The organism is Brevundimonas sp. NPDC090276, assembly GCF_044772165.1.
GTDB lineage: Bacteria > Pseudomonadota > Alphaproteobacteria > Caulobacterales > Caulobacteraceae > Brevundimonas.
Genome location: NZ_JBIVYK010000001.1, coordinates 979,798 through 1,001,009, shown reverse-complemented (window position 1 = coordinate 1,001,009; position 21,212 = coordinate 979,798). Strand labels below are relative to the sequence as shown.

Here is a 21,212-nt window from a genome sequence, read left to right as displayed (position 1 = left end):
AGCACGTTCCTGATATGTTCCATTCATGGAGCACCCCGGCCCACAGCCCGACGACGCCGCCGCCGGCCTGCGCTGGCTGTTCATCGACCTGAACGCCTTCTTCGCCAGCGTCGAGCAGCAGAGGAACCCCGACTGGCGGGGCCGTCCGGTCATCGTCCGCCCGGCGATCAGTGAATATTCCGGCGCCATCGCCGCCAGCTATGAGAGCAAGGCCTTCGGCGTCCGCACGGGGATGCAGGTGGCCGAGGCCCGCAGGCTGTGCCCCGGCCTGATCGTCGCCGAGGCGCGGCCGGACCTCTATGTCGAAGTCCACAAGCAGATCATGGCCGAGATCGACCGCCATGTGCCGGTGTGGAAGGTCGGCTCCATCGACGAATGTTCGTGCGAACTGATCGGGCCGGAGCGACAGGAGGCGAACGCCGTCGCCCTGGCCCGACGCATCCAGGCCGGGATCCTGAAGAACGTCGGGGACTGCCTGCGCTCGTCCGTCGGCCTGGCGCCGTCGCGCTTTCTGGCCAAGACCGCCTGCGGCATGAAGAAGCCCTCCGGGCTGACCATCCTTCGCGCGAATGAACTGCCCGGCGCCATCCTGCACCTGCCACTGTCGCAATACCCCGGTGTCGGGTCGCGGATGCGCGAGCGGCTGGCGGCGGCGGGCGTCACGGACACGGCGGGCCTGTGGGCCATGAGCGCCAAAGAGGCGCGCGCCGTCTGGAACAGTATCGAGGGCGAGCGCATCTGGCGCGGCCTGCACGGCCTGGACAGCGAGCCGACGCCGGAAAAGCCGCCCGCCTCCATCAGCCACAGTCATGTCCTGGCCCAGGACATGCGCACCCCGGAAAAGGCGCGGGCCGTCGCCCGACGCCTGATGGTCAAGTGCGGGGCGCGGCTGCGGCGGATGGGGCTGACCGGCGCGGGGATCAGTCTTCACCTGGACATGGGTCTGAAGGGGGCGCCGCGAAGCTGGGACACGACGGGTCTGAACCGCGCCGTCGCCCCGACTCAGGACACCTTCGCCCTGCTGGCCGCGCTCGATCATTTGTGGCGCCGGGTGGAGCCCGGGCTTGCAGCGGGGCGGCTGAGCTATGTCGGGGTCGGGGTTCACGGGCTGAAATCGGTCGCCGCCTTCGAAGCTGACCTGTTCGACATCGGCCCGGATCAGGGCGGTCAGGCCCGATCCCTGCGCCTGTCCCAAACGCTGGACGCCCTGAACCAGCGCTACGGCAAGGACACGGTCAGCATCGGTCCCAAGGCGGGCCTGCCCGACTATATCGGCGCCAAGATCGCCTTCACCCGCATCCCGGACGAAGCGGACTTCTATGAGTGAGGGGTCAGGTCGGCGGCCGCGATCTCCACAACGCCCAGCGCCGTGAAACCGGCTTTGGCCGCCGCCGCCGTCTCTTCGGCGATAGCCCGACAGGCGTCCTCGATCACCACGGCCTCGAAGCCTTCGTGCACGGCGTCTTCGGCGGTGAAGCGGACGCAGTAGTCATAGGCCAGGCCGCACAGAAAGAGGCGCTGCACGCCCCGCTCGCGCAGAAGCCCGGCCAGCCCCGTCGCGGTGCGACGGTCGTTCTCGTAGAAGGCGGAATAGCTGTCGACCGCCGGATTATGCCCCTTGCGGACCACGGCCAGAGCCTTGGTCGCCGCAGACACAACATCCGAATGGAAATCCGCCCCGACCGTCCCCTGCACGCAGTGATCCGGCCACAGCATCTGGCGGCCGTAGGCCACCTCGATCTCGGTGAAGGCGGCCGCGCCGTCGTGGTTGGAGGCGAAGCTGATCTGGTCCGGCGTGTGCCAGTCCTGGGTGGCGATCACCGTGTCGAAGCGCTCAGCCAGCCGGGCGATCAGGGGCATGATCCCCGCCCCGCCCTGAACCGCCAGAGCCCCGCCCTCGCAGAAGTCGTTCTGGGCGTCGATGACCAGAAGGGCGTCTGAAGCGGTGATCCTCATGGCTCAGGCCGCCGCGATCTGATCGACCTCGTTGGCCGAGCCCAGGGCCACAGGAATGCGCTGGTGCAGCTCCGTCGGGGTCACGTCCAGAATGGCCTGCACGCCGTCCGTCGTCGCCTTGCCGCCCGCCTGTTCGATCAGGAAGGCCATGGGGTTGCCCTCGTACATCAAACGCAGCTTGCCTGGCTTGTTCGGTTCGCGTTTGTCCCACGGATAGAGGAAGACGCCGCCGCGCATCAGGATGCGGTGCACGTCGGCCACCATGGCGGCGACCCAGCGCATGTTGAAATTCTTGCCGCGCGGGCCGTCCGCGCCCTGCAGGCAGCCGTCGACGTAGCGCTGCACGCTCTCGGCCCAGTGGCGCTGGTTCGACATGTTGATGGCGAACTCCTTGGTGTCCGCCGGGACGGTGATCTTCTCGTGCGTCATCAGCCACTGGCCGTCGTGAGACAGGGTGAAGCCGGCCACGCCCTGACCCGTCGTCAGCACCAGCATGGTCTGACCGCCATAGAGGCAATAGAGGGCCGCGACCTGCTGGCGGCCCGACTGCAGGAAGTCAGCCTCGCTCAGCGTCGCCGTCGGCGACTTCAGCACCGAGACGATGGTGCCGACGGGGGCGTTGATGTCGATGTTGGACGAACCGTCCAGCGGATCGAACAGGACCAGGTATTGGCCCGCCGGATTGGCCGCCGGCTGAACCGTGTCCATTTCCTCGGATGCGACGCCCGCCACGGCCGGGCAGGCCAGCAGCATGTCGGTCAGGACGTCGTTGGAGATGACGTCGAGTTTCTTCTGCTCCTCGTCCTGCACGTTGACGACGCCCGATGCGCCGAGCGCGCCGACCAGGGCCCCGCCCGAGACGATCTTGCGAATTTCTACACAGGCGGCGGCGGCGACCGTCAGGGTCTGGGTCAGGCCCTGCGGCAGATCGAGGGAGGCCAGGTGGGCGGCGAGGTCGGTGCGGGCGGTCATGGCGGCCTTCAATCCTGTCACGAGAGCAGTTCGCGCCCCTCATGGCCCTTCGGATCGTTCGCGGCAAGCCCGGCGCCGCTTGACTTCGGCTCGGAGTCGGGGCCTTAGGTCGCACGCTCTCGCGGGAGAGATCGACGGTCGTGTAACGGCTGTCGGGGCCGAAGGCGCAACCGCCCCGGAAACGCTCAGGCAAAAGGACCGCGAAGGCGCACGGACGCTGGAAAGTCGCCGTATGGCGCGCCGACGGAGCAAGGCCGACCTCGATCCGGGGACGGTCGGAATCTCTCAGGCTTCAGGACAGCGGGGGCGCGACGACGGCGAAGCTATCGCCGCAACCCGCGACCGGAGGATGCTCGATGAGCGACCAGGCCTTGAAGACCACCCCCCTCAACGCGGCGCATCGCGCCCTGGGCGCCCGCATGGTCGGGTTCGGGGGCTATGACATGCCGGTCCAGTACGAAGGCGTGCTGGCCGAGCACCGCTGGACCCGCGAACACGCCGGCCTGTTCGACGTCTCCCACATGGGTCAGGCCCGCCTCACCGGCGCCGACGCGATCACCCAGTTCCAGCGCTTCGTCCCCGGCGACTACGAGATCCTGAAGGCCGGCAAGCAGAAGTATTCCCTGCTGCTGAACGCTGAAGGCGGCATCATGGACGACCTGATGGCGGGCAAGCCGTTCGAGGACGGCCTCTATGTCGTGGTCAACGCCGGCAACAAGGACGCCGACTTCGCCTTCCTGAACGCCAACCTGGCGGGCGACGCCAAGATGGAGGTGCTGGACCGCGCCCTGCTGGCCATTCAGGGTCCCGAAGCCGCCGAGGTCATGGCCAAGCATGAGCCGGCGCTGGGCGACATGGGCTTCATGGACTGCAAGACCATGACCCTGTTCGGCGAGGAATGCATCGTCTCGCGCTCGGGCTACACCGGCGAGGACGGCTACGAGATCTCGGTTCCGGCCGCCGCCGCCGAGCGGGTCTGGAACCTGCTGCTGACGGACGCCCGCGTGAAGCCGATCGGCCTTGGCGCCCGCGACAGCCTTCGTCTGGAAGCCGGTCTGCCGCTGCACGGCCACGACATCGACGCCGGGACCACGCCGGTCGAAGCCGGCCTGACCTTCGCCCTGTCCAAGTCGCGCAAGGAAGCCGCCGACTTCGTCGGCGCAAAGACCATCCTGAAGCAGTTGGCCGACGGCCCTGCCCGCGTCCGCATCGGCCTGCACGTCAAGGAAGGCGCCCCGGCCCGCGAAGGCGCCGAGATCGCCGACATGGACGGAAACCTGATCGGCAAGATCACCTCGGGCGGCCCCTCGCCGACCCTCGGGCACAACATCGCCATGGGCTACGTCCCGCCAGCCTTCGCCGACCTGGGAACGGACCTGAAAGTCATCGTCCGCGGCAAACCCGCCGCCGCCGAAGTCGTCGCCACCCCCTTCGTGGCCACCCGCTACTATCGCAAACCTAAAGCCTGAGAGATCAGACACATGCGCTTCACCAAAGATCACGAGTGGGTTCGCCTCGAGGGCGACGTCGCCACGGTCGGCATTTCCAAGCACGCCGCTGACGCCCTGGGCGACGTGGTGTTCGTCGAGACGCCGGAAGCCGGCAAGACCGTCTCGGTCGGCGACAGCTTCGCCGTCGTGGAATCGGTCAAGGCCGCTTCGGACGTCTACGCCCCGGTCGCCGGCGAAGTGGTCGAGGGCAACGCCGCCCTGGCCTCGGCCCCGGAAACCGTCAACGCCGACCCGGAAGGCGAAGGCTGGTTCGCCAAGATCAAGGTCTCCGACGCCTCGGCCGTCGAAGCCCTGATGGACCAGGCCGCCTACGACGCCTACCTGACCACCCTCTGATCCGTGTTCACGGTCTACTTCAGCCACGCCACGACGACGCCCAACCAGCCGGGCCTGGCCCAGTTGGTGGAGGCGGCGCTCGTGGACTGTGGCGCGGAGCGGACCGGTCTAGAGGCGGAAATCCGGCTGGCGGACGGAGCCTCGCTGTATCTGTTCGGCGAGGATCAAGCCGATGGAATGCTGGCCGAATTTCCTACTCTCACGTCGGAGGTCGCAGTCGCCACGCTGGCGATCCTACGCCGTACCAACAGCTTCATGCTGATTGAGCCGGACAGCGCGGTCTTCGTTCGCGCCTTTGGCGTCGTTGGTGAACCTCGGATGCCTTTGGCCTTCGATGTCGAGGTCGCCGAAGTTCAAGATGCCGACGCCATGGCAGATATCCTGAGGGAGGTCCGAGCCAATCGTTCGCCTCCCTCGCCCCGGCCTAAGGCGCCTCGCACCCCGTCTCCCCGGGCCGGTCGAGGCTTCTCACTCACCGACTTCCTTTTCGGAAAAGCTGTCTAGATGCGCTACCTCCCCCTGACGCCCGACGACCGTGAGGCCATGCTGGCCGCCATCGGTGCCAAATCCATCGACGACCTGTTTGTCGACGTGCCGCAGGCCGCGCGCCGCGACGGCTTTGTCGACCTGCCCCGCGTGGCGGGCGAGCTGGAGGTCGAACGCGCCCTCTCGGCCATGGCGGGCAAGAACGCCACGGCGGGAACCGTGCCCTTCTTCTGCGGCGCCGGCGCCTACAAGCACCACGTCCCGGCCACGGTCGATCACGTGATCCAGCGCTCGGAGTTCCTGACCAGCTACACCCCCTATCAGCCGGAAATCGCGCAAGGGACCCTGCAGTACCTGTACGAGTTCCAGACCCAGGTCGCGAACCTGACCGGCATGGAAGTCGCCAACGCCTCGCTTTATGACGGTTCAACCGCCATGGCCGAGGGCGTGCTGATGGCCACCCGCGTCACTCGCCGCAACAAGGCCGTCATCTCGGGCGGGGTGCACCCGCACTACGTCAAGGCGACCGAGACCGTCGTCCATGCCGTCGGCGTCGAGACCCAGGCCCTGACCGCCGCCGTTGACGCCGAAGACGCCGTCATCGCCGCCATCGACAAGGACACGGCCTGCGTCGTCGTCCAGACCCCCAACGTCTTCGGCACAGCCACCGACGTCACGAAGATCGCCGAGGCCGCCCACGCCGCCGGCGCCCTGCTGATCGTCGTCGTCACGGAAGCCGTGTCCATGGGTCTGCTGAAGTCGCCCGGCGAAATGGGCGCCGACATCGTCGCGGCCGAAGGCCAGTCGATCGGCAACGCCCTGAACTTCGGCGGCCCCTACATCGGCCTGTTCGCCACCCGCGAGAAGCTGCTGCGCCAGACGCCCGGTCGCTACTGCGGTGAGACGGTGGACGCCGACGGCCGTCGCGGCTTCGTCCTGACCCTGTCGACGCGCGAGCAGCACATCCGCCGCGACAAGGCTACGTCGAACATCTGCACCAACTCGGGCCTGTGCTGCCTGGCCTTCACCATCCACATGAGCCTGCTGGGCGAGACGGGCCTGCGCCAGATGGCCCTGCTCAACCACGAGAAGGCCGTCGCCACCCGCGACGCCCTGGCCGCCATTCCGGGCGTCGAGGTTCTGACCCCGCGCTTCTTCAACGAGTTCGCGGTCAAGCTGCCGAAGAACGCGGCTGACGTGGTGCAGACCCTGGCCGACAACGGCGTCCTGGCCGGCGTGCCCTACAGCCGTCTGGCCCCGGAAGCCGGTCTCGACGACGTCCTGCTGGTCGCCGCCACCGAGACGACGCTGGACGCCGACATCAAGATCCTGGCGGGTGCGCTCGCCAAGGTCCTGGCCGCCTAAAGGGAGTTTGGAACCATGAGCACGATGAACACTGTCGGCCGTCCGACCACCCCGAACGCCCTGCCGGACAACGACTACAAGCACCCGACCCTGACGGGCGCGCGCGGCCTGCTGCAGGACGAGGCCCTGATCTTTGAAGGCGACGGCTGGAACAAGACCGGCGTCGACCTGCCGAAACCCGCCACCGACGGTTCGGACCTGGGCGACCTGGTCCGCAAGGACCCGATCGGCCTGCCCGGCCTGTCCGAGCCCGAGGCCATGCGCCACTATGTGCGCCTGAGCCAGAAGAACCACGCCATCGACCTGGCCATCTATCCGCTGGGCTCGTGCACGATGAAGCACAACCCGCGCCTGAACGAGAAGATGGCCCGTCTGCCCGGCTTCTCGGACATCCACCCGCTGCAGCCGCAATCGACGGTTCAGGGCGCGCTGGAGCTGATGGACCAACTGGCCCACTGGCTAATGACGCTGACCGGCATGCCCGCGGTGGCCCTGTCGCCCAAGGCCGGCGCCCATGGCGAACTGTGCGGCCTGATGGCCATCCGCGCCGCCCACGAAGCCAAGGGCGAGCATGAGCAGCGCCGCAAGGTGCTGGTCCCGACCTCGGCCCACGGCACCAACCCGGCCACCGCCGCCTTCGTCGGCTATTCGGTCGTCGAGGTCGCCCAGACCGACGACGGTCGCGTGGACGTGGCCGACCTGGCCGCCAAGCTGGGACCGGACGTGGCGGCCATCATGGTCACCAACCCGAACACCTGCGGCCTGTTCGAGCGCGACATCCTGGAGATCAGCCGCCTGACCCACGAAGCGGGCGCCTACTTCTATTGCGACGGCGCCAACTTCAACGCCATCGTCGGTCGCGTCCGTCCGGGCGACCTGGGCGTCGACGCCATGCACATCAACCTGCACAAGACCTTCTCGACGCCGCACGGCGGCGGCGGTCCCGGCGCGGGTCCGGTCGTACTGTCGGAGGCCCTGGCCCCGTTCGCACCCGCCCCGTGGGTCGTGAACACGGGCGACGGCTACAAGCTGGTCGAGCGTGAGGAAGACGAGGCCGCGCAGGCCTTTGGCCGTCTGTGCGCCTTCCAGGGGCAGATGGGCATGTATGTGCGCGCCCTGTCCTACATGATGTCGCACGGCTCGGACGGCCTGCGTCAGGTGGCCGAGGACGCCGTCCTGAACGCCAACTACATCAAGGCCCGCCTCGAGGACCTGATGAGCCCGGCCTTCCCCGAGGGACCGTGCATGCACGAAGCCCTGTTCGACGACGAATGGCTGAAGGGCACGGACATCACCACGCTCGACTTCGCCAAGGCGATGATCGACGAGGGCTTCCACCCCATGACCATGTACTTCCCCCTAGTGGTGCATGGCGCGATGCTGATCGAGCCGACCGAAACCGAATCCAAGGCCGAGCTGGATCGTTTCATCCACGCCATGCGCCTGCTGGCCGAGGCCGCCAAGGCCGGTGACGTTGACCGCTTCAAGGGCGCCCCCTTCCATGCGCCCCTGCGGCGTCTGGACGAGACCCGCGCCGCGCGCTCGCCGCGTCTGCGCTGGTCGGCCCCGGAAGGCTCCAACATCGCCGCCGAGTAAGATCTCGAACCCGACCTGAAGTGAAGCGCCGTGTCTTTCGGGACACGGCGTTTTGCATTTCAGCCGGCTCTTACGAAAGCTTCACCCGCACGCCACGGTTCGGCCTTGTCGTCCGTGTCTAGGATAGGCTGACAGCCCCTCCCAGGGTCGTCGCCTCCTCTCCCAGCCGTGACGCCCGTGACCCTCGCCCTGATTCCCTTCCGTGCCGACAGCCAGCCTCGTCAGAGGCCCGGACTGCTGCGTCGTGCGAAGCGTCTGGGAATGATGGCTCTGGGTTTCCTGATCATCGGCCTGGGCATCCTGATCGCCCCCCTGCCCGGTCCGGGCGGCGTGCCGGTCATCGCCCTGGGCCTGGTCCTGCTGCTGCGCAATTCCTGGTGGGCCAAGCGGCAGTTCATCCGCGCCCAGTACGCCCGCCCCAAGTGGGTCTATCCCTTCCGTCGCCTGATGCGGAAGAACCCCGAGATCGCGCCCGTCTTCTGGCAACAGGCCCTGCGCGCCGAGAAGGTGGTGCTGCGCAAACGCCCCTCGCGTCAACTGATCCGGGCCCGCAAGCGCGTGCGTCGCTTTTTCCGCAAGCTGCTCCGCTAAAAAGCCACATTTCATCAGACACGGTAACGTGAACGGCGAATCGTCCCGCCGCGCGCCGAACGGCGTATGCTTCCCCTTGCGTAGTCAAAAGGCAGATGGCGTTGGGAGGCGCTTTTCTCATGATGTCACGCGTAAAACAGGGAATCGTCGCCGGCTTCGTAGCCACCGTCGCGGTTTCCATTCTTGAAGCGGTGAACCTCCTGTTCGCCAAGGTCTTCGACCCATTCCCTGAAATCGTCGCCCGTATGTTCCGTCTTGGTGACAACCTGGCGGCCGGTTGGGCCATCCACTTCGTCATCGGCTCCCTGATCATGGGGCCGCTGTTCGCGGTGCTCTATGCCCGGCTGCCGACCAAGACGCCTGAGACCAAGGGCATCCTGTTCGCCGTGGCGGCCTGGGTGGCGATGATGCTGATTATCAGCATGATGGGCGATCCGCGCACCTTCTCGGGCAGCGCCGGCTTCGGCACCTTCGGCTGGATGCTGATCACCCACATGATCTTCGGCGGGGTGATGGGCAATGTCTTCGCCCGCTTGCTGGCGCGCGAGAAACGCGCCGCCGGCTTCATCCACGGCGCGCCCGCCCACTAACCAGCGCGCGCACCTGAAACGCAAAAGGCCCCGCCGGCGACGGCGGGGCCTGATGTGTTGTCGCTGTGATCGCGATCAGTTCAGCTTGTCGCCGATCTGAGCGATGGCGGCGTCGATCAGCGGGTCCGACTTGGCGCCGGCCAGGCGGGCGGCCAGGATGTCCTGGGCAGCCTTGGCGGCCAGTTCGGCGGCAGCGGCCTTGACCTCGGTCGTGGCCTCGGCCTCGGCCTGGGCGATGCGGCGCTCGGCCAGGGCCTGACGACGGGCCAGAGCCTCTTCCAGCTTGACCTTGGCTTCGGCCTCGATGCGGCGGGCGTCGGCTTCGGCGGCGGCCAGCATGTCGGCGGCCTGGGCTTCGGCTTCGGCCTTCTCCTGACGGATCTGGGCCAGCATGGCTTCGGCTTCGGCGCGCAGACGGGCGGCCTCATCCAGTTCCGACTGGATCTTGCCGGCCTTGTCGTCCAGCGCCTTGGCGACCATCTTCGGCACGCCGGCCAGAACCACGATGCCGACGAAGATCAGCAGACCGACCAGAACCCACAGTTCGGCGCTGGTTTTGACGTCCCAGAAGTGGGGATCGAAGAACATGTTCATCAGGCGGCTCCCTTGACGGCCGCGTCGGCCTCAGCGGCCGTCGGAGCCTTGCCGGTCAGACGCTCGACGATGGCGCGCGTGGTGTCCGAAGCGATGGCCGAAGCGTGGGCCATGGCCCCGTCGCGGGTTGCGGCGATAGCCTTCTCGGCCTCGGCGACGCGGGCCGCGACAGCGGCTTCTTCCTGAGCCTGACGGGCCTGGATTTCAGCAGCGATACGCGCCTTGGCGCCGGCGGCGGTGGCGCGCGCATCAGCGCGGGCCTTTTCGAGGTCGGCCTTGGCGGCGTCGGCCTGGGCGACGGCTTCGGTCTGAACCGAACGCGCCGTGGCGACAGCCGAAGAAACGGTCTCGGCCCGTTCGTCGATCACGCGGCGCAGACGCGGCGCAAAGACCTTGGCGACGAGCACATAAAGAATAGCGAACAGGATCAGCAGGTAGGCGGCCTGGCCGGCCCAGTGCTGGAACTCGAACTGCGGCAGTCCGCCGGCGTCATGCTCGGCAGCAGCGGCAGCCGCGTTGGCGGGCACGTGCCCGGTTTCGGCCGCGTATTCGACGGCCTGTTCCACCGGCAAGACCGGGGGCGGAGCAGAGGGGGTTGCAGCCATGATAATCCGTCGCGAAAGCAGATGCGGCGGCGCAGCCGGTCAGGCGCGCCGCCGCTGATCAAGTGTTCGGGTTTAGCCGAGCCAGATCAGGATGCCGAGCACGAAGGCCAGGATGCCCAGGGCTTCGGCGAGGGCGGCGCCCACGAACAGGTTGCCGACTTGCGAAGCGGCGGCAGCCGGGTTGCGCAGAGCGCCGGCCAGGAACTGGCCGAAGATGTTGCCGACGGCCAGAGCCGAACCGACCATACCGATGGTGGCGATACCGGCGCCGATGAACTTGGCGGCTTCAGCTTCCATGATGATATTCCTAATTCTTGGAGCGTTTGGAGGGTGGGGTTTAGTGCTGGTCCGCAGCCTTAATGGCCATGACCCAGGTTGACCACATCATTGAGATAGATGCAGGCCAGAACAGCGAAAACGAAGGCCTGAAGGAAGGCCACGAGGAACTCAAGCGCGGTCAGGGCGATCACCATGCCGAGCGACAGCGCCGCCACCGGCAGGGCGAACAGGCCCACGCCGCCCGCCAGCGCCACGCCCATGAGGGAGACGATGAAGCCGGCGAAGATCTTCAGCGCCACGTGACCGCCCAGCATGTTGCCGAACAGACGAAGCGCCAGGGTGACGGGACGCAGGAGGAAGGAGAAGAACTCGATCAGGCCCACCACCGGACGCAGCACCAAAGGCGCGCTGGTCGGCCAGAACAGACCGAAGAAGCCCAGACCGTTCTTGGCGATACCGATGATGACCACCAGTGCGAAGGTCAGGACGCCGAAGGTGGCGGTGACGGCCAGCTGCGAGGTGGCGGTGAACGTCAGGAACATGCCCAGCAGGTTCATCATCAGAACCAGCATGAACAGGGTGAAGACGAACGGGAAATACTTGCGGCCTTCATGGCCGATGATCGACTGGGCCAGGTTGTCGATCATGCCGAACATGGTTTCGCCCGCGGCCTGCAGACGCCCCGGGACCACCTGGGCGCGCGACGTCGAAAACTGCAGGAAGGCGATGACCAGGACGAACGCCAGCGTCATCGCCAGGTGCGAGTTGGTGAAGGCCAGGTGGACCGTGCCAATGACCGGCAGCGTGACTTCACCGAAGTCGAGGCCGGGCAGCGGCGTGATCTGGAACTGATGAATCGGATCGGCCACGGGCCTTTCGCTCCTTAGTCTTCTTCTTCGCCGGCCTCGACGTAGGGAACGGGTTTCGCCGTCACTCCTGCCGCCAGAGCCTGCGCCATCAGCCGATTGGCTGTCCGGCGCGCCATGTAGATCGCCAGGGCGAAGCCCAGAAGGACTCCGACCAAAAGGCCCCAGGGGGTCGTGCCGAACAAACGGTCGACGCCGAACCCGAGCCCCAGACCAACGAAAACACCGCCGAGCAGCTCGGCGATGATCTTGTAGGCCTGCCCCGTCACCGCGTGCGCAGCGAACTCGGCCGATTGCTCGACCTTGGTCCGGTCTTCCAGCGCGGATGCGCTTTCGTGGAGGCGTTTAATCGCCTCTTCGCGCGATTCCTTCGTCGGGGACATGGGCCTGTTCGCTCAGCGTCCGACACAAGGCCGGAACGGGTCTGAATTCGGCGCGGAACCTATAGCCGAGGGGGCCTCAGGTCAAGGCACGCCCGCCCTTACTTAAGTCTATGTATTTCAGATATTTAGCTGCAACGAACAAACAGGCGTGGCGATGCGTCGCTGCCTGGCTTGCGAGTCTCAGTCCTCGCTGACGAAATCCTGGGCGAATTCGGGCGATCCCTCGTCCAGGCTGGTCAGCAGGTCCTCGCCTTCGCTCTCGCCGCTACGGGTCGGGTCGGGCACCTCGAAGCCCACAGGGATCGACAGATCCAGCAGGCCCGCCGCCTTCATCTCCTGCACGCCCGGCAGGTCATAGAGGCTGCCCAGACTGAAATGCTCGAGGAAGCGGTCGGTCGTGGCGTAGGTGACGGGCCGCCCCGGCGTGCGCCGACGCCCGCGCAGCCGCACGAAGTCCATCTCCAGCAACAGGTCCAGCGTCCCCTTGGACAGGGAGACGCCGCGCACGCTCTCGATCTCGGCTCGGGTGCAGGGCTGGTGGTAGGCGATGATGGCCAGGGTCTCGAGCGCGGCCTTGGACAGGCGACGCGGCTCGTCGCGCTCCTCGGTCATCAGGAAGGCCAGGTCGGCGGCGGTGCGGAAGCGCCAGCGGTCGGCCACGCATTCCAGCTCGACGCCCCTGCCCTGATAGCGTTGGCGCAGGGCGGCGATGGCGCGACCCGCGTCGGCGCCCTCGGGCAGACGGCGCGCGATCTCGGCCGCCGACAAGGGCGCGGCGGCGGCGAACAACAGAGCCTCGACCCGGCGCTCGATCTCGGTTTCGTCAGGTTGGAAGCTGAGATCAGACATCGAAACACGCACGCAGCGGCAAAAGGGAAATCACGGCGTCAGCTCCAGCGGTTCGCCAAAGCCCCGGCGTTTGAGGAAGAGATCGGCGAAGGCCTCGGCCTGGCGCACGTCCATGGCCCCCTCCTTCACCAGCTCCAGACTGGCCGACAGGGTGGAGGCGGTATAGCTGGCCTGGCTGGGCCCCTCCCCGTCTTCTTCCTCACGCGCAGGGGCGACCTGATCCAGCGGCGTCCAGTCGGCCAGGCGCGGCATCATCGAGCGCAGCCAGTCGCGCGCAGCCTCCAGCTGGAAGGCCTCGACCCGTTGGCCGGGCGCGTAGTTGCGGCGCTGCTCGCGGCGGCGCTGGGCGACATAGGCTGCCATCAGCTCATAGAGGCTGGCGTCCACGCGGTCCGACGGGATGATGACGGTGGCTTCGGGATCGCCACGGGTGAAGACGTCGCGCTTCAGCTGCGGGCGGCTGGTGATAGCCTCCACCGAGCGGCGCATGGCCTCAAGTTTCTGCAGGCGAAACGCCAGGGCGGCGGCCATTTCCTCGGCCGGCGGCTCCTCGGCCTTGCCCTTCTCATTGCGGGGCAACAGCAGGCGCGACTTCAGATAGGCCAGCCAGGAGGCCATCACCAGATAGTCGGCGGCCATGGCGAAGTTGCGCCGCCGGGCCTCGTGAACGAAGGCCAGATACTGTTCCGCCAGCTTGGTGATGGACAGCTTCAGCAGGTCCACCTTCTGCGTGCGCGCCAGCGCCAGCAGGACGTGCAGAGGCCCTTCATAGCCTTCCAGATCGACGACGAAGGCCTCGGTAGCATCCGCCTCGGCGACGGCGGTGAAGTCCAGATTAGGCTGGAACGCCTGATCCATCATCAGGCTTGCGCCTCACCGACATCGGGGCCTTTGGCGGCGTCGAAGCGCCCGCTCAGGGCCGCCTCCAGCCGGGCGCGCGCCTCGGCCACGTCGAGCGGTTCGGGCGTGTGGACGATGCGGTTCAGCGCCGCCTCGGCGCGGCGCCGGGCCTCGCCCTTCAGCTTGCCGGTCCCTTCGGCCACCGAACGCATCTCCGTCAGGTCGCCGTTGCAGTGCAGGATAACGTCGCAGCCCGCCTTCAGCGACTGTTCGGCGCGCTCGGTCAGGCTGCCCGACAGGGCCTGCATCGACAGGTCGTCGGACATGATCAGGCCGGAGAAGCCCAGATGCTGTCGCATCAGGCGGATGCTCTTCTTCGACGTGGTGGCCGGGCGTTTGGCGTCCACGGCGGTGAAAACGACGTGGGCCGTCATGGCCATCGGCATGTCGGACAGGGCCTTGAACGGAGCGAAGTCCCAGGCGTCCAGCGTCGCCAGGTCTGTCTCGACCACCGGCAGGGCGTGGTGGCTGTCGGCGAAGGCGCGGCCATGGCCGGGGATGTGCTTGATGATCGGCAGGACGCCGCCCGCCAGCAGACCTTCCGCCGCCGCCCGGCCCAGCTGGGTCACGGTGGCGGGGTCCTGGGCATAGGCGCGGTCGCCGATGATGTCGTGGGCGCCCGGCACCGGCACGTCCAGTACAGGCACGCAGTCCACGGTGATGCCCAGTTCACGCAGGTCGTGGGCGATCAGACGCGCGCCCAGACGCACCAGCTCACGCGCCGCCATCGGATCGTTGACGGCCTTCAGATAGGCCGAGCCGGGCGGATACTTGGGCCAGTGCGGCGGGCCAAGGCGCTGCACCCGGCCGCCCTCCTGATCGATCAGGACGGGAGCGTCGGCGCGGCCCACGCTGTCGCGCAGGTCCTCGACCAGAGCTTTCACCTGAGCAGGGCTGTCCACGTTGCGGCGGAACAGGATGAAGCCCCAGGGCTTGGCCTCGGCGAAGAAGGCGCGCTCCTCCGCCGTCAGCCTGTGGCCGGAACAGCCGTAGATGGCGGCGGAGGTCATGCGTTGTCTTTCCCGCTCGTCTTAGCGGACGATGCAGTCGCGGCCGGCGGCCTTCAGCGCGTTGCAGAAGGCGACGGCGCGGTCGCGGCTCATGCCGGTGAAGGTCGTACGATAGACGGTCGAGCCGTTGGCGGCGGTGACTTCCTGCACGCGCTTTTCAGCGCCCGAAGCGAACGAGCCAAAGCGCGCGGCGACGGCGGCGTATTCACGGTCGGCGATGGCGGTCGAGGAGAAGGCGCCGATCTGCACGCCCGACGAACCGCCAGCGGCAGGAGCCGGCGTCGCCGGAGCCTTGACGGCGGGCGCCGGGGTCACCGGCGCGGGCTTGGCCGGAGCGACCGGCGCAGGCGCCACGGCGACAGGCGCAGCGGGCGGCAGGGCGGTGGCGGCGACCGGCGGGGCGACGGGGGCCGGCGCGGGGCGCGGCTCGACCGCTTCCGGGCCGGGGGTGAAGGTGGGGGCGGCGCCGACGGCCTCACCGCCGTCGCGATAGACGCGCACGCCCGCTTCCGGGTCGATCGGCTGAGCGTCCAGCGGCGCCTCGACCTTCATGCTTTCAACCGGCGTGCCGACGGCGGGCGGGGCGTCGGTCGAGGAGCGCACGCCCGAACGATAGAAGACCACCACGGCCACGATCAGCAGCAGCAGGACGATGGCGCTGATGATCAGGGTGATCGGCGGCGACTTGGCGGCCGGGGCGCGACGGGGATCATAGCTGCGGCGCTCGAACGGCAGGTCGTCGTCAGTGGGCGGCGTGTAGGCCCCCCGCTCGCGGCCGGCGTTGGGGTTGCCTCGGTGATCGTCGTCGTAGGACATGGGTCGCGCTTTCTGGATCGGCCCCGCGCGAATCGGCGCCGGGAAGTATCAGTCTAGCCCGCCCGTGGCCGCTTTCGAATCACAGATCAAGCGCCAGGTCGAGACTGAACAGCTTGCCGTGCACCTCGATGGCGTAGCGGTCGGTCATGCCGGCGATATAGTCGCACACGGCCCGCGCCCGCTTGACCGGATCCTCCGACAGGGCCGGGGCCGACCATTCGGGCGGCATGACCTCGGGTTCTTCCATGAACAGGTGGAACAGCTGCGACAGGACGCGGCGGGCCTGACTGCGGGTGCGGTTGACGCGGTAATGGCGATACATCCGCTCGAACAGGAAGCGACGCAGCACGCCCAGGTCCGCCATCATCTGCGGCGAGAACTGCACCATCATCTGCGGGGCCAGACGCACGTCCTCCGCGGTGACGATGCGGTGCTCCGCCAGCCGCCGCTCCGTCTCGGCCAGAACGTCGTCGACCATGATGCCGATCATGCGGCGCACGGCCTCCAGCCGCACCATGCGGTCGTCCAGCGCGGGCCAGTCGCGACGCACCTCGGCCAGACAGGGCCCGATCAGCGGCACCTCGGCCAGATCGGCCAGGGTGAACAGGCCCGCCTGCACCCCGTCGTCCACGTCGTGGTTGTTATAGGCGATGTCGTCGGCGATGGCCGCGCACTGGGCCTCCAGCGAGGCGAAGGTGTCGAGACGCAGGTCCCAGTTGGCCGCCCCGCCCGGCGCATAGGCCGCGACCGTCTTCCACGCCGGGTCGTCCAGGTGATGCATCACCGGGCCGTTGTGTTTGATGACGCCCTCGACCGTCTCCCAGCTCAGGTTCAGGCCTAAAAATTTCGGATAGCGGACTTCCAGCTCGGTGATGACGCGGAAGCTCTGGACGTTGTGATCGAAGCCGCCGTAGTCGGCCATCTGGGCCTGCAACTCGTCCTCGCCCGCGTGGGCGAAGGGCGGATGCCCCAGGTCGTGGGCCAGGGCGATGGTCTCGGCCAGATCGTCGTCCAGCCGCAGGGCGTGGGCCAGGGATCGAGCGATCTGCGCCACTTCCAGACTGTGGGTCAGACGGGTGCGGTAGTGGTCGCCCTCATGCGCCACGAAGACCTGGGTCTTCTCCTTCAGACGACGGAAGGCGGTGGCGTGAATGATGCGGTCGCGGTCGCGGGCGAAGGGGGTGCGGGTGCGGCTGGCGGGCTCAAAGACATGGCGGCCGCGGCTGGCGGCGGGGTCTTCGGCGAAGGACGCGCGGGTCTGGCTCAAGGCGGACAGCACTTCTATTGCAGCACAGGCCTTTGCGAACGCCTGTCAGCTCCTCATATAGAGAGGCGTGAGCACCGTCCAATCCACAGAATCAGCCCGCGACCTGTCGCTTTCGGTTTCCCCCCGCGCCCCGGAAGGCATCCTTCTGGCCGAAAGCGCGGCGAAACGTCTGGCCAAGCTGGCCGAGATCGAGGGCAGGCCGGTCATGCTGCGTGTCGCCGTCGACGGCGGCGGCTGCTCGGGCTTCCAGTACCGGCTGGAACTGGTCGACGCACCAGAGGCCGATGATCTGGTTATCCGCCGCGACGGTCAGGCGGCGGTGATCGACCCCGTCTCCATCCCCTTCCTCAAGGGGTCCGAGATCGCCTTCGTCGATGAACTGGCGGGGGCGCAGTTCGTGGTGCGCAACCCCAACGCCTCGTCCAGCTGCGGCTGCGGAGTCAGCTTCGCCATCTAGGGCCACGCTTGGCGCAGAGCGGATGGGCGCCCATTTAGGCCTCATGCGCCGTCTGATCCTCATGACCCTGCTGCTGGTCGCCGCGCCCTTGACGGCGAACGCCCAGACCTGGCCCGGCTGGCCCGCTCCGCCGCCGCCCGGCTACGACCCCGGCTCGGCCATCGCCGACCAGCACCGCATCGAGATGGACCGCCTGCGCAATCAGGCCGCCGAGCGCGAGGCCTTGGCCCAGCAGCAGCGGCTGCAAACCCGGCTGACGATCCAGCAGCTTGAGGCTGCGCGCCAGCCGACGCCGCCCCTGCCGCCGCAAACCGCCTATGCCCCGCGCACGCTGGAACAGGAGCGGCAGGCGCGCGAGGCGCAGGACGCACGCCGCGACCAGATGGTGCGCGGCGTCACCGAGATCGACGCCTGGCTGGACCGCCGCCCGCACTGAGCCTTCGTTACAATTGCATCCCTTCCCTGCCCCCCGCGTTTTCGCCTAGCTTCGGGCGAGACTTCAGGGCGGAGACGACATCATGCGTTGGCAGGGCGGACGGCGCGGCGGCGGCATCGAGGACCGGCGCGGCATGGGCGGCGGCGCTGTGGCCGGCGGCGGCATCGGCGTTCTGGTGCTGGCGGCCATCGGCTACTTCGTCTTCGGCATCGACCCCAACACCACCCAGCAGGTCGCCAGCCAATTCGGCGGCGCCAGCCAGACCGAGCAGGCCGGAAAGATGGGCTCGCCCGAGGATCAGGCCGGCCAGTTCGTCGAGGTCATCGGCTCCAACATCAACGACGTCTGGAAGACCAAGCTGCGCGGCTACACCCCGCCGACGACGGTCCTCTATGAGCAGGGCACCCAGACGGGCTGTGGCTTCGGCCAGTCAGCCATGGGCCCCTTCTACTGCCCCGCCGATCAGAAGGTCTATCTGGACCTCGGCTTCTGGCGCGAGATGGAGACCAAGCTGGGGGCCTCAGGCGCCGACTTCGCCAAGGCCTATGTCATCGCCCACGAGTTCGGCCACCACGTCCAGACCCTGACCGGCGCAAGCGAGCAGGTGCAGCGCGCCCAGCAGGCGGCGCGCTCACAGGCCGAGGGCAACAAGTATTCGGTCGCGCTGGAGCTTCAGGCCGACTGCTACGCTGGCGTCTGGGCCAGGAACGCCGCCGCCGTCTCCGGCGGTCAGGTGGCGCTGGAGCCCGGCGACCTCGAAGAAGGCATGAAGACCGCCCAAGCCATCGGCGACGACACCCTGCAACGTCGCGGCGGCGGTCGCGTCTCGCCCGAAAGCTTCACCCACGGCTCCTCGGCGCAACGGGTCGAATGGCTGCAACGCGGCTATCAGACCGGCGATCCTGCGGCCTGCGACACCTTCAAGGGGCTGTGACGAGGCGGGCGCGGCGGACCGCCGGCACCTTGCCATAGGCCACCAGCCGCAGCGCCCACTCCATCGGCCCGAAGGCGAAGACGCGCAGCCACAACAGGCTGCCGATCGCCAGCGCCACCCAGATGATCGCGGCGATGCCCCACAGCGTCCACCAGTCGAACCGCCCCCACAGGTCCAGGCCGTAGAAGAGCAGCGACGTGATCGCTGACTGGGCCAGATAATTGCTCAGCGCCATCCGTCCCATGGCCTTCAGCCCCGTGCCGACGAAGCCGAAAGCGTTCAGCTTCCACAGGGTCAGGATCAGCCCCACGTGGCCCAGGGTCACGCCCAGGCGCCCGACCTCATAGGTGGCGCGGCTCAACCATAGCTCGGGCGAGAAATCATTGCGCCAAAAGGCGACCGCCTGGGCGCCGTTGATGCTCAGCCCGACCGCATAGCCCGCCGCCATCAGCAACAGGTAGAATCGCAATGACTGCTCGCCCGTCAGCACGCCCAGCTTGAACAGGGCCATGCCCAGCAACATGAAGGCCACGCATTCCATCACCAGTATGATGGTGTAGCTGGAGGCGGCGTAATCGACCCAGGTGTGGACGCTCCACTTCAGCAGACTGACCGGCCCGCCGGTGCGCTGTTCCGTCTGCTCGGCGCGGGCTTCACGTGTCGGCTGACGCGCCGCCACCGCCGCCTGATAGGCGTCCAGAGCCTCGCGTTGTTTCGAGTTCAGCCGTTCGGCGGGCAGATGGCTTTCAGCTACGGCCCGGCCCTCGCGCGCCTCGACAGCCCGCTTGTAGGCGCTCGCGCCCTGGAACCCGGTCAGAAGGGCGATCAACAGGACCGAGGTCAGGATCAGGGCGCGCGGTCTGGCCGCCCGGAAGGCGAACAGGAAGAAGCCCGACAGCCCATAAACGTAAAGGATATCGCCCGGAAACAGCAGGATGGTGACATTGCCCACGCCCAGCACCAGCAGGGCGATGCAGCGTCGGAAGTAGACGTCCGCCGCCTCGATCGTGCCCTTGCCGCTGCCGCCACGCAGGGTGATCAGCAGCATCCCGGCGCCGAACAACAGGGTGAACAGCCCCCGCATCGAGCCCTGCAGGAAAACGTGCTGCACCAGCCAGGCCGACCAGTCCGGGTTTTCCAGATTGGGCGTCGACATAGGCACATAGGCTTCCCAGATGCCGCCCATGGATATGATGTTGACCAGCAGGATGCCGCACAGAGCGAAGCCCCGCAGCAGGTCAAGGCTCTCAAGCCGTTGGGGCGCCGCGACGGGCGCGCTCATGAGCGCATCGGTCATGCAGAAGGCCTAGCGCCGATCCTTCGAACGGCAAAGCCCGCCTTTGTAACAAATCCTGCGCCCTAACCCACCGTCAGATCCATCATCGGCGAGACGTGCAGGCGCCCTCGCCCCAGATCCAAGGTCACCTCGCGATCCTCAAAGGCGGCCATGCCCAGCAGGGCGTCGGGATAGTTGGGCAGAGGCGAGTCAGCGAAAACGGGCGTCCGCACCGACCGCCACAAGTCGTCGCCGAAAGTCACGGTCCGCGCCTCGATCACCCGCGCCTTCGCCATCCCGCCAAGAACAATGCTGGCCCCGGCCGTCTCAGGCCGACCGTCCAGCAGACCCGCCGCCTCGGCGGCGCCCTGACTGAGGGCGATCAACGACGAAAAGCCGGTGTCGATGACGGCGCTAATCACCGCACCCTCGACCGTCACCTCGGCGGTCAGGGCCGTGCCGCTTGGCTTGACCGGAACCGGACGCAGGACGGACGAAACGACAAAGCCGTCTGGATCGACAAATCGCGCGCGACGTCGCTTCAGGTCCAGATCCAGCACCGCCTCGCTCAGCAGATCCTGCCCCAGCACCAGCGGCGCCCCCAGGCCCGCCTCATCCGCCAACGGCCCCAGATCGAGGATGGCTGTACGCAGACCCGTCACCGCCAGCGAGCCGATCGTCACGTCCAGCGTCACCCCGCGCCCGACCTGCGGCTGTCCCCCGACCCCGTAAGCCACCAGAGGCATGTCGAAGAAGGTCGTCAGGCCCAGGGCCTCGACCAGGGCTCGGTCGATCACCGAATACTGGGCCCCGCTGTCGATCAGAGCCGTGACCTCACGCCCGGCGATCCGCACTCGCACGGTCGGCGTGGTCGCGTCATGGACGACGAAGGGAGACCAGCCGCTGGTCCCGCCCTCGGGGAAGATCAGCCCAGGCCGACGCCAGATGACATGATCCTTCAGCCACAACCCGCCGCCGATAGCGGCCGCGGCGGCGCCCGCGCGGATCAGGAAGGAACGACGTCTCATCGCCCCTGACATGGACCGGACGGCGGCGATGCGCCAGCCCCGCCGTCGCCGCACGCCCTTTCCCGCCATCTTGTTGCGCAAAATCGCGAAATCGCCTTCGCAGACGCAA

At 67.7% G+C, this 21,212-nt stretch carries 25 protein-coding genes and 1 riboswitch; of the genes, 11 read left to right on the top strand and 14 right to left on the bottom strand.

Going from position 1 to position 21,212, the window contains the following annotated elements; all coding sequences use genetic code 11:
* The first annotated feature begins 25 nt into the window (after positions 1-25).
* Positions 26-1,327 (top strand): type VI secretion protein ImpB, encoded by a 1,302-nt coding sequence (locus tag ACIQTU_RS04870; RefSeq protein WP_400543128.1) that lies wholly within the window; start codon positions 26-28, stop codon positions 1,325-1,327.
* Here the strand turns inward: ACIQTU_RS04870 and pncA are convergent.
* Positions 1,318-1,956, bottom strand: a complete 639-nt coding sequence (gene pncA / locus ACIQTU_RS04865; protein WP_400543126.1) for a bifunctional nicotinamidase/pyrazinamidase — start codon at positions 1,954-1,956, stop codon at positions 1,318-1,320. The two genes, ACIQTU_RS04870 and pncA, sit on opposite strands and share 10 nt — an antisense overlap.
* A gap of 3 nt (positions 1,957-1,959) precedes the next feature.
* The gene (locus tag ACIQTU_RS04860) at positions 1,960-2,928 is read right to left on the bottom strand and encodes a class 1 fructose-bisphosphatase (protein ID WP_400543123.1); all 969 of its coding nucleotides are present in this window, start codon (positions 2,926-2,928) and stop codon (positions 1,960-1,962) included.
* A gap of 112 nt (positions 2,929-3,040) precedes the next feature.
* Positions 3,041-3,139: riboswitch (glycine riboswitch) on the top strand.
* 145 nt (positions 3,140-3,284) lie between these two features.
* On the opposite strand from ACIQTU_RS04860, the gene gcvT reads away from it, so the two are divergent.
* The 7 genes from gcvT (at position 3,285) to ACIQTU_RS04825 (ending at position 9,403) form a co-directional block, all read left to right on the top strand.
* A complete protein-coding gene (gene gcvT, locus ACIQTU_RS04855) occupies positions 3,285-4,397 on the top strand; it encodes a glycine cleavage system aminomethyltransferase GcvT (RefSeq protein WP_400543120.1) in 1,113 nt (370 codons plus the stop codon).
* Positions 4,398-4,409: 12 nt separating this feature from the next.
* Complete coding sequence (gene gcvH / locus ACIQTU_RS04850; RefSeq protein ID WP_184271400.1) at positions 4,410-4,775, top strand: glycine cleavage system protein GcvH; 366 nt, start codon at positions 4,410-4,412, stop codon at positions 4,773-4,775.
* Positions 4,776-4,778: 3 nt separating this feature from the next.
* Positions 4,779-5,279 (top strand): hypothetical protein, encoded by a 501-nt coding sequence (locus tag ACIQTU_RS04845; protein ID WP_400543116.1) that lies wholly within the window; start codon positions 4,779-4,781, stop codon positions 5,277-5,279.
* The gene (gcvPA, locus tag ACIQTU_RS04840) at positions 5,280-6,626 is read left to right on the top strand and encodes an aminomethyl-transferring glycine dehydrogenase subunit GcvPA (protein WP_400543113.1); all 1,347 of its coding nucleotides are present in this window, start codon (positions 5,280-5,282) and stop codon (positions 6,624-6,626) included.
* Between the two features lie 15 nt (positions 6,627-6,641).
* Positions 6,642-8,222 carry an aminomethyl-transferring glycine dehydrogenase subunit GcvPB gene (gcvPB, locus tag ACIQTU_RS04835; protein ID WP_400543110.1) on the top strand — a complete coding sequence of 527 codons (1,581 nt, stop codon included), beginning with the start codon at positions 6,642-6,644 and terminating at the stop codon, positions 8,220-8,222.
* Between the two features lie 177 nt (positions 8,223-8,399).
* Complete coding sequence (locus tag ACIQTU_RS04830; RefSeq protein WP_400543107.1) at positions 8,400-8,813, top strand: hypothetical protein; 414 nt, start codon at positions 8,400-8,402, stop codon at positions 8,811-8,813.
* 119 nt (positions 8,814-8,932) lie between these two features.
* Positions 8,933-9,403, top strand: coding sequence for a DUF6789 family protein (locus ACIQTU_RS04825; protein ID WP_400543104.1), 471 nt, complete (start codon positions 8,933-8,935; stop codon positions 9,401-9,403).
* A 75-nt stretch (positions 9,404-9,478) separates the two neighbouring features.
* Here ACIQTU_RS04825 and ACIQTU_RS04820 read toward each other — a convergent pair whose 3' ends face one another.
* From ACIQTU_RS04820 to ACIQTU_RS04775, 10 genes are all read right to left on the bottom strand, one after another.
* Positions 9,479-9,997: a F0F1 ATP synthase subunit B gene (locus tag ACIQTU_RS04820; RefSeq protein WP_400543101.1), complete on the bottom strand. Its 519-nt coding sequence runs from the start codon at positions 9,995-9,997 to the stop codon at positions 9,479-9,481.
* Positions 9,997-10,602 carry a hypothetical protein gene (locus tag ACIQTU_RS04815; protein WP_400543098.1) on the bottom strand — a complete coding sequence of 202 codons (606 nt, stop codon included), beginning with the start codon at positions 10,600-10,602 and terminating at the stop codon, positions 9,997-9,999. The genes ACIQTU_RS04820 and ACIQTU_RS04815 overlap by 1 nt, the downstream gene beginning before the upstream one ends.
* 72 nt (positions 10,603-10,674) lie before the next feature.
* Positions 10,675-10,899 carry a F0F1 ATP synthase subunit C gene (locus ACIQTU_RS04810; protein WP_046651755.1) on the bottom strand — a complete coding sequence of 75 codons (225 nt, stop codon included), beginning with the start codon at positions 10,897-10,899 and terminating at the stop codon, positions 10,675-10,677.
* Between the two features lie 59 nt (positions 10,900-10,958).
* Positions 10,959-11,750, bottom strand: coding sequence for a F0F1 ATP synthase subunit A (locus tag ACIQTU_RS04805; RefSeq protein WP_400543094.1), 792 nt, complete (start codon positions 11,748-11,750; stop codon positions 10,959-10,961).
* A gap of 14 nt (positions 11,751-11,764) precedes the next feature.
* A complete protein-coding gene (locus ACIQTU_RS04800) occupies positions 11,765-12,130 on the bottom strand; it encodes an AtpZ/AtpI family protein (protein WP_400543091.1) in 366 nt (121 codons plus the stop codon).
* A gap of 180 nt (positions 12,131-12,310) precedes the next feature.
* Complete coding sequence (gene scpB / locus ACIQTU_RS04795; RefSeq protein WP_400543088.1) at positions 12,311-12,979, bottom strand: SMC-Scp complex subunit ScpB; 669 nt, start codon at positions 12,977-12,979, stop codon at positions 12,311-12,313.
* A gap of 30 nt (positions 12,980-13,009) precedes the next feature.
* Entirely contained in the window at positions 13,010-13,837 is an 828-nt protein-coding gene (locus ACIQTU_RS04790; protein ID WP_400543772.1) for a segregation and condensation protein A, read from the bottom strand.
* 2 nt (positions 13,838-13,839) lie between these two features.
* A complete protein-coding gene (gene nagZ, locus ACIQTU_RS04785; RefSeq protein ID WP_400543085.1) occupies positions 13,840-14,889 on the bottom strand; it encodes a beta-N-acetylhexosaminidase in 1,050 nt (349 codons plus the stop codon).
* A gap of 21 nt (positions 14,890-14,910) precedes the next feature.
* Positions 14,911-15,705, bottom strand: a complete 795-nt coding sequence (locus tag ACIQTU_RS04780) for an SPOR domain-containing protein (RefSeq protein ID WP_400543082.1) — start codon at positions 15,703-15,705, stop codon at positions 14,911-14,913.
* A 79-nt stretch (positions 15,706-15,784) separates the two neighbouring features.
* The gene (locus tag ACIQTU_RS04775; protein WP_400543079.1) at positions 15,785-16,972 is read right to left on the bottom strand and encodes a deoxyguanosinetriphosphate triphosphohydrolase; all 1,188 of its coding nucleotides are present in this window, start codon (positions 16,970-16,972) and stop codon (positions 15,785-15,787) included.
* A 103-nt stretch (positions 16,973-17,075) separates the two neighbouring features.
* On the opposite strand from ACIQTU_RS04775, the gene ACIQTU_RS04770 reads away from it, so the two are divergent.
* The 3 genes from ACIQTU_RS04770 to ACIQTU_RS04760 all read left to right on the top strand — a co-directional run bounded on the left by ACIQTU_RS04770 (position 17,076) and on the right by ACIQTU_RS04760 (position 18,799).
* On the top strand, positions 17,076-17,429 hold the full coding sequence (locus tag ACIQTU_RS04770) for a HesB/IscA family protein (RefSeq protein ID WP_400543769.1): 354 nt from the start codon (positions 17,076-17,078) through the stop codon (positions 17,427-17,429).
* 43 nt (positions 17,430-17,472) lie between these two features.
* Positions 17,473-17,865, top strand: a complete 393-nt coding sequence (locus tag ACIQTU_RS04765; protein ID WP_400543076.1) for a hypothetical protein — start codon at positions 17,473-17,475, stop codon at positions 17,863-17,865.
* Positions 17,866-17,947: 82 nt separating this feature from the next.
* Positions 17,948-18,799, top strand: coding sequence for a neutral zinc metallopeptidase (locus ACIQTU_RS04760; protein ID WP_400543073.1), 852 nt, complete (start codon positions 17,948-17,950; stop codon positions 18,797-18,799).
* Here ACIQTU_RS04760 and ACIQTU_RS04755 read toward each other — a convergent pair.
* Positions 18,786-20,096, bottom strand: a complete 1,311-nt coding sequence (locus ACIQTU_RS04755; protein WP_400543070.1) for a DUF418 domain-containing protein — start codon at positions 20,094-20,096, stop codon at positions 18,786-18,788. The genes ACIQTU_RS04760 and ACIQTU_RS04755 overlap by 14 nt on opposite strands.
* 62 nt (positions 20,097-20,158) lie before the next feature.
* The gene (locus tag ACIQTU_RS04750; RefSeq protein ID WP_400543067.1) at positions 20,159-21,103 is read right to left on the bottom strand and encodes an aspartyl protease family protein; all 945 of its coding nucleotides are present in this window, start codon (positions 21,101-21,103) and stop codon (positions 20,159-20,161) included.
* Positions 21,104-21,212: the final 109 nt, after the last annotated feature.

Excerpts from the sequence above, each read along its gene's own strand:
- pncA (WP_400543126.1), bottom strand. The coding sequence starts at position 1,956 with ATGAGGATCACCGCTTCAGACGCCCTTCTGGTCATCGACGCCCAGAAC.
- ACIQTU_RS04860 (WP_400543123.1), bottom strand. The coding sequence starts at position 2,928 with ATGACCGCCCGCACCGACCTCGCCGCCCACCTGGCCTCCCTCGATCTG.
- ACIQTU_RS04790 (WP_400543772.1), bottom strand. The coding sequence starts at position 13,837 with ATGGATCAGGCGTTCCAGCCTAATCTGGACTTCACCGCCGTCGCCGAG.
- ACIQTU_RS04815 (WP_400543098.1), bottom strand. The coding sequence starts at position 10,602 with ATGGCTGCAACCCCCTCTGCTCCGCCCCCGGTCTTGCCGGTGGAACAG.
- ACIQTU_RS04750 (WP_400543067.1), bottom strand. The coding sequence starts at position 21,103 with ATGAGACGTCGTTCCTTCCTGATCCGCGCGGGCGCCGCCGCGGCCGCT.
- ACIQTU_RS04760 (WP_400543073.1), top strand. The coding sequence starts at position 17,948 with ATGCGTTGGCAGGGCGGACGGCGCGGCGGCGGCATCGAGGACCGGCGC.
- nagZ (WP_400543085.1), bottom strand. The coding sequence starts at position 14,889 with ATGACCTCCGCCGCCATCTACGGCTGTTCCGGCCACAGGCTGACGGCG.
- ACIQTU_RS04810 (WP_046651755.1), bottom strand. The coding sequence starts at position 10,899 with ATGGAAGCTGAAGCCGCCAAGTTCATCGGCGCCGGTATCGCCACCATC.
- gcvH (WP_184271400.1), top strand. The coding sequence starts at position 4,410 with ATGCGCTTCACCAAAGATCACGAGTGGGTTCGCCTCGAGGGCGACGTC.
- scpB (WP_400543088.1), bottom strand. The coding sequence starts at position 12,979 with ATGTCTGATCTCAGCTTCCAACCTGACGAAACCGAGATCGAGCGCCGG.
- ACIQTU_RS04780 (WP_400543082.1), bottom strand. The coding sequence starts at position 15,705 with ATGTCCTACGACGACGATCACCGAGGCAACCCCAACGCCGGCCGCGAG.
- ACIQTU_RS04765 (WP_400543076.1), top strand. The coding sequence starts at position 17,473 with ATGCGCCGTCTGATCCTCATGACCCTGCTGCTGGTCGCCGCGCCCTTG.
- ACIQTU_RS04820 (WP_400543101.1), bottom strand. The coding sequence starts at position 9,997 with ATGAACATGTTCTTCGATCCCCACTTCTGGGACGTCAAAACCAGCGCC.
- ACIQTU_RS04870 (WP_400543128.1), top strand. The coding sequence starts at position 26 with ATGGAGCACCCCGGCCCACAGCCCGACGACGCCGCCGCCGGCCTGCGC.
- gcvPA (WP_400543113.1), top strand. The coding sequence starts at position 5,280 with ATGCGCTACCTCCCCCTGACGCCCGACGACCGTGAGGCCATGCTGGCC.
- ACIQTU_RS04755 (WP_400543070.1), bottom strand. The coding sequence starts at position 20,096 with ATGACCGATGCGCTCATGAGCGCGCCCGTCGCGGCGCCCCAACGGCTT.
- gcvPB (WP_400543110.1), top strand. The coding sequence starts at position 6,642 with ATGAGCACGATGAACACTGTCGGCCGTCCGACCACCCCGAACGCCCTG.
- ACIQTU_RS04825 (WP_400543104.1), top strand. The coding sequence starts at position 8,933 with ATGATGTCACGCGTAAAACAGGGAATCGTCGCCGGCTTCGTAGCCACC.
- gcvT (WP_400543120.1), top strand. The coding sequence starts at position 3,285 with ATGAGCGACCAGGCCTTGAAGACCACCCCCCTCAACGCGGCGCATCGC.
- ACIQTU_RS04800 (WP_400543091.1), bottom strand. The coding sequence starts at position 12,130 with ATGTCCCCGACGAAGGAATCGCGCGAAGAGGCGATTAAACGCCTCCAC.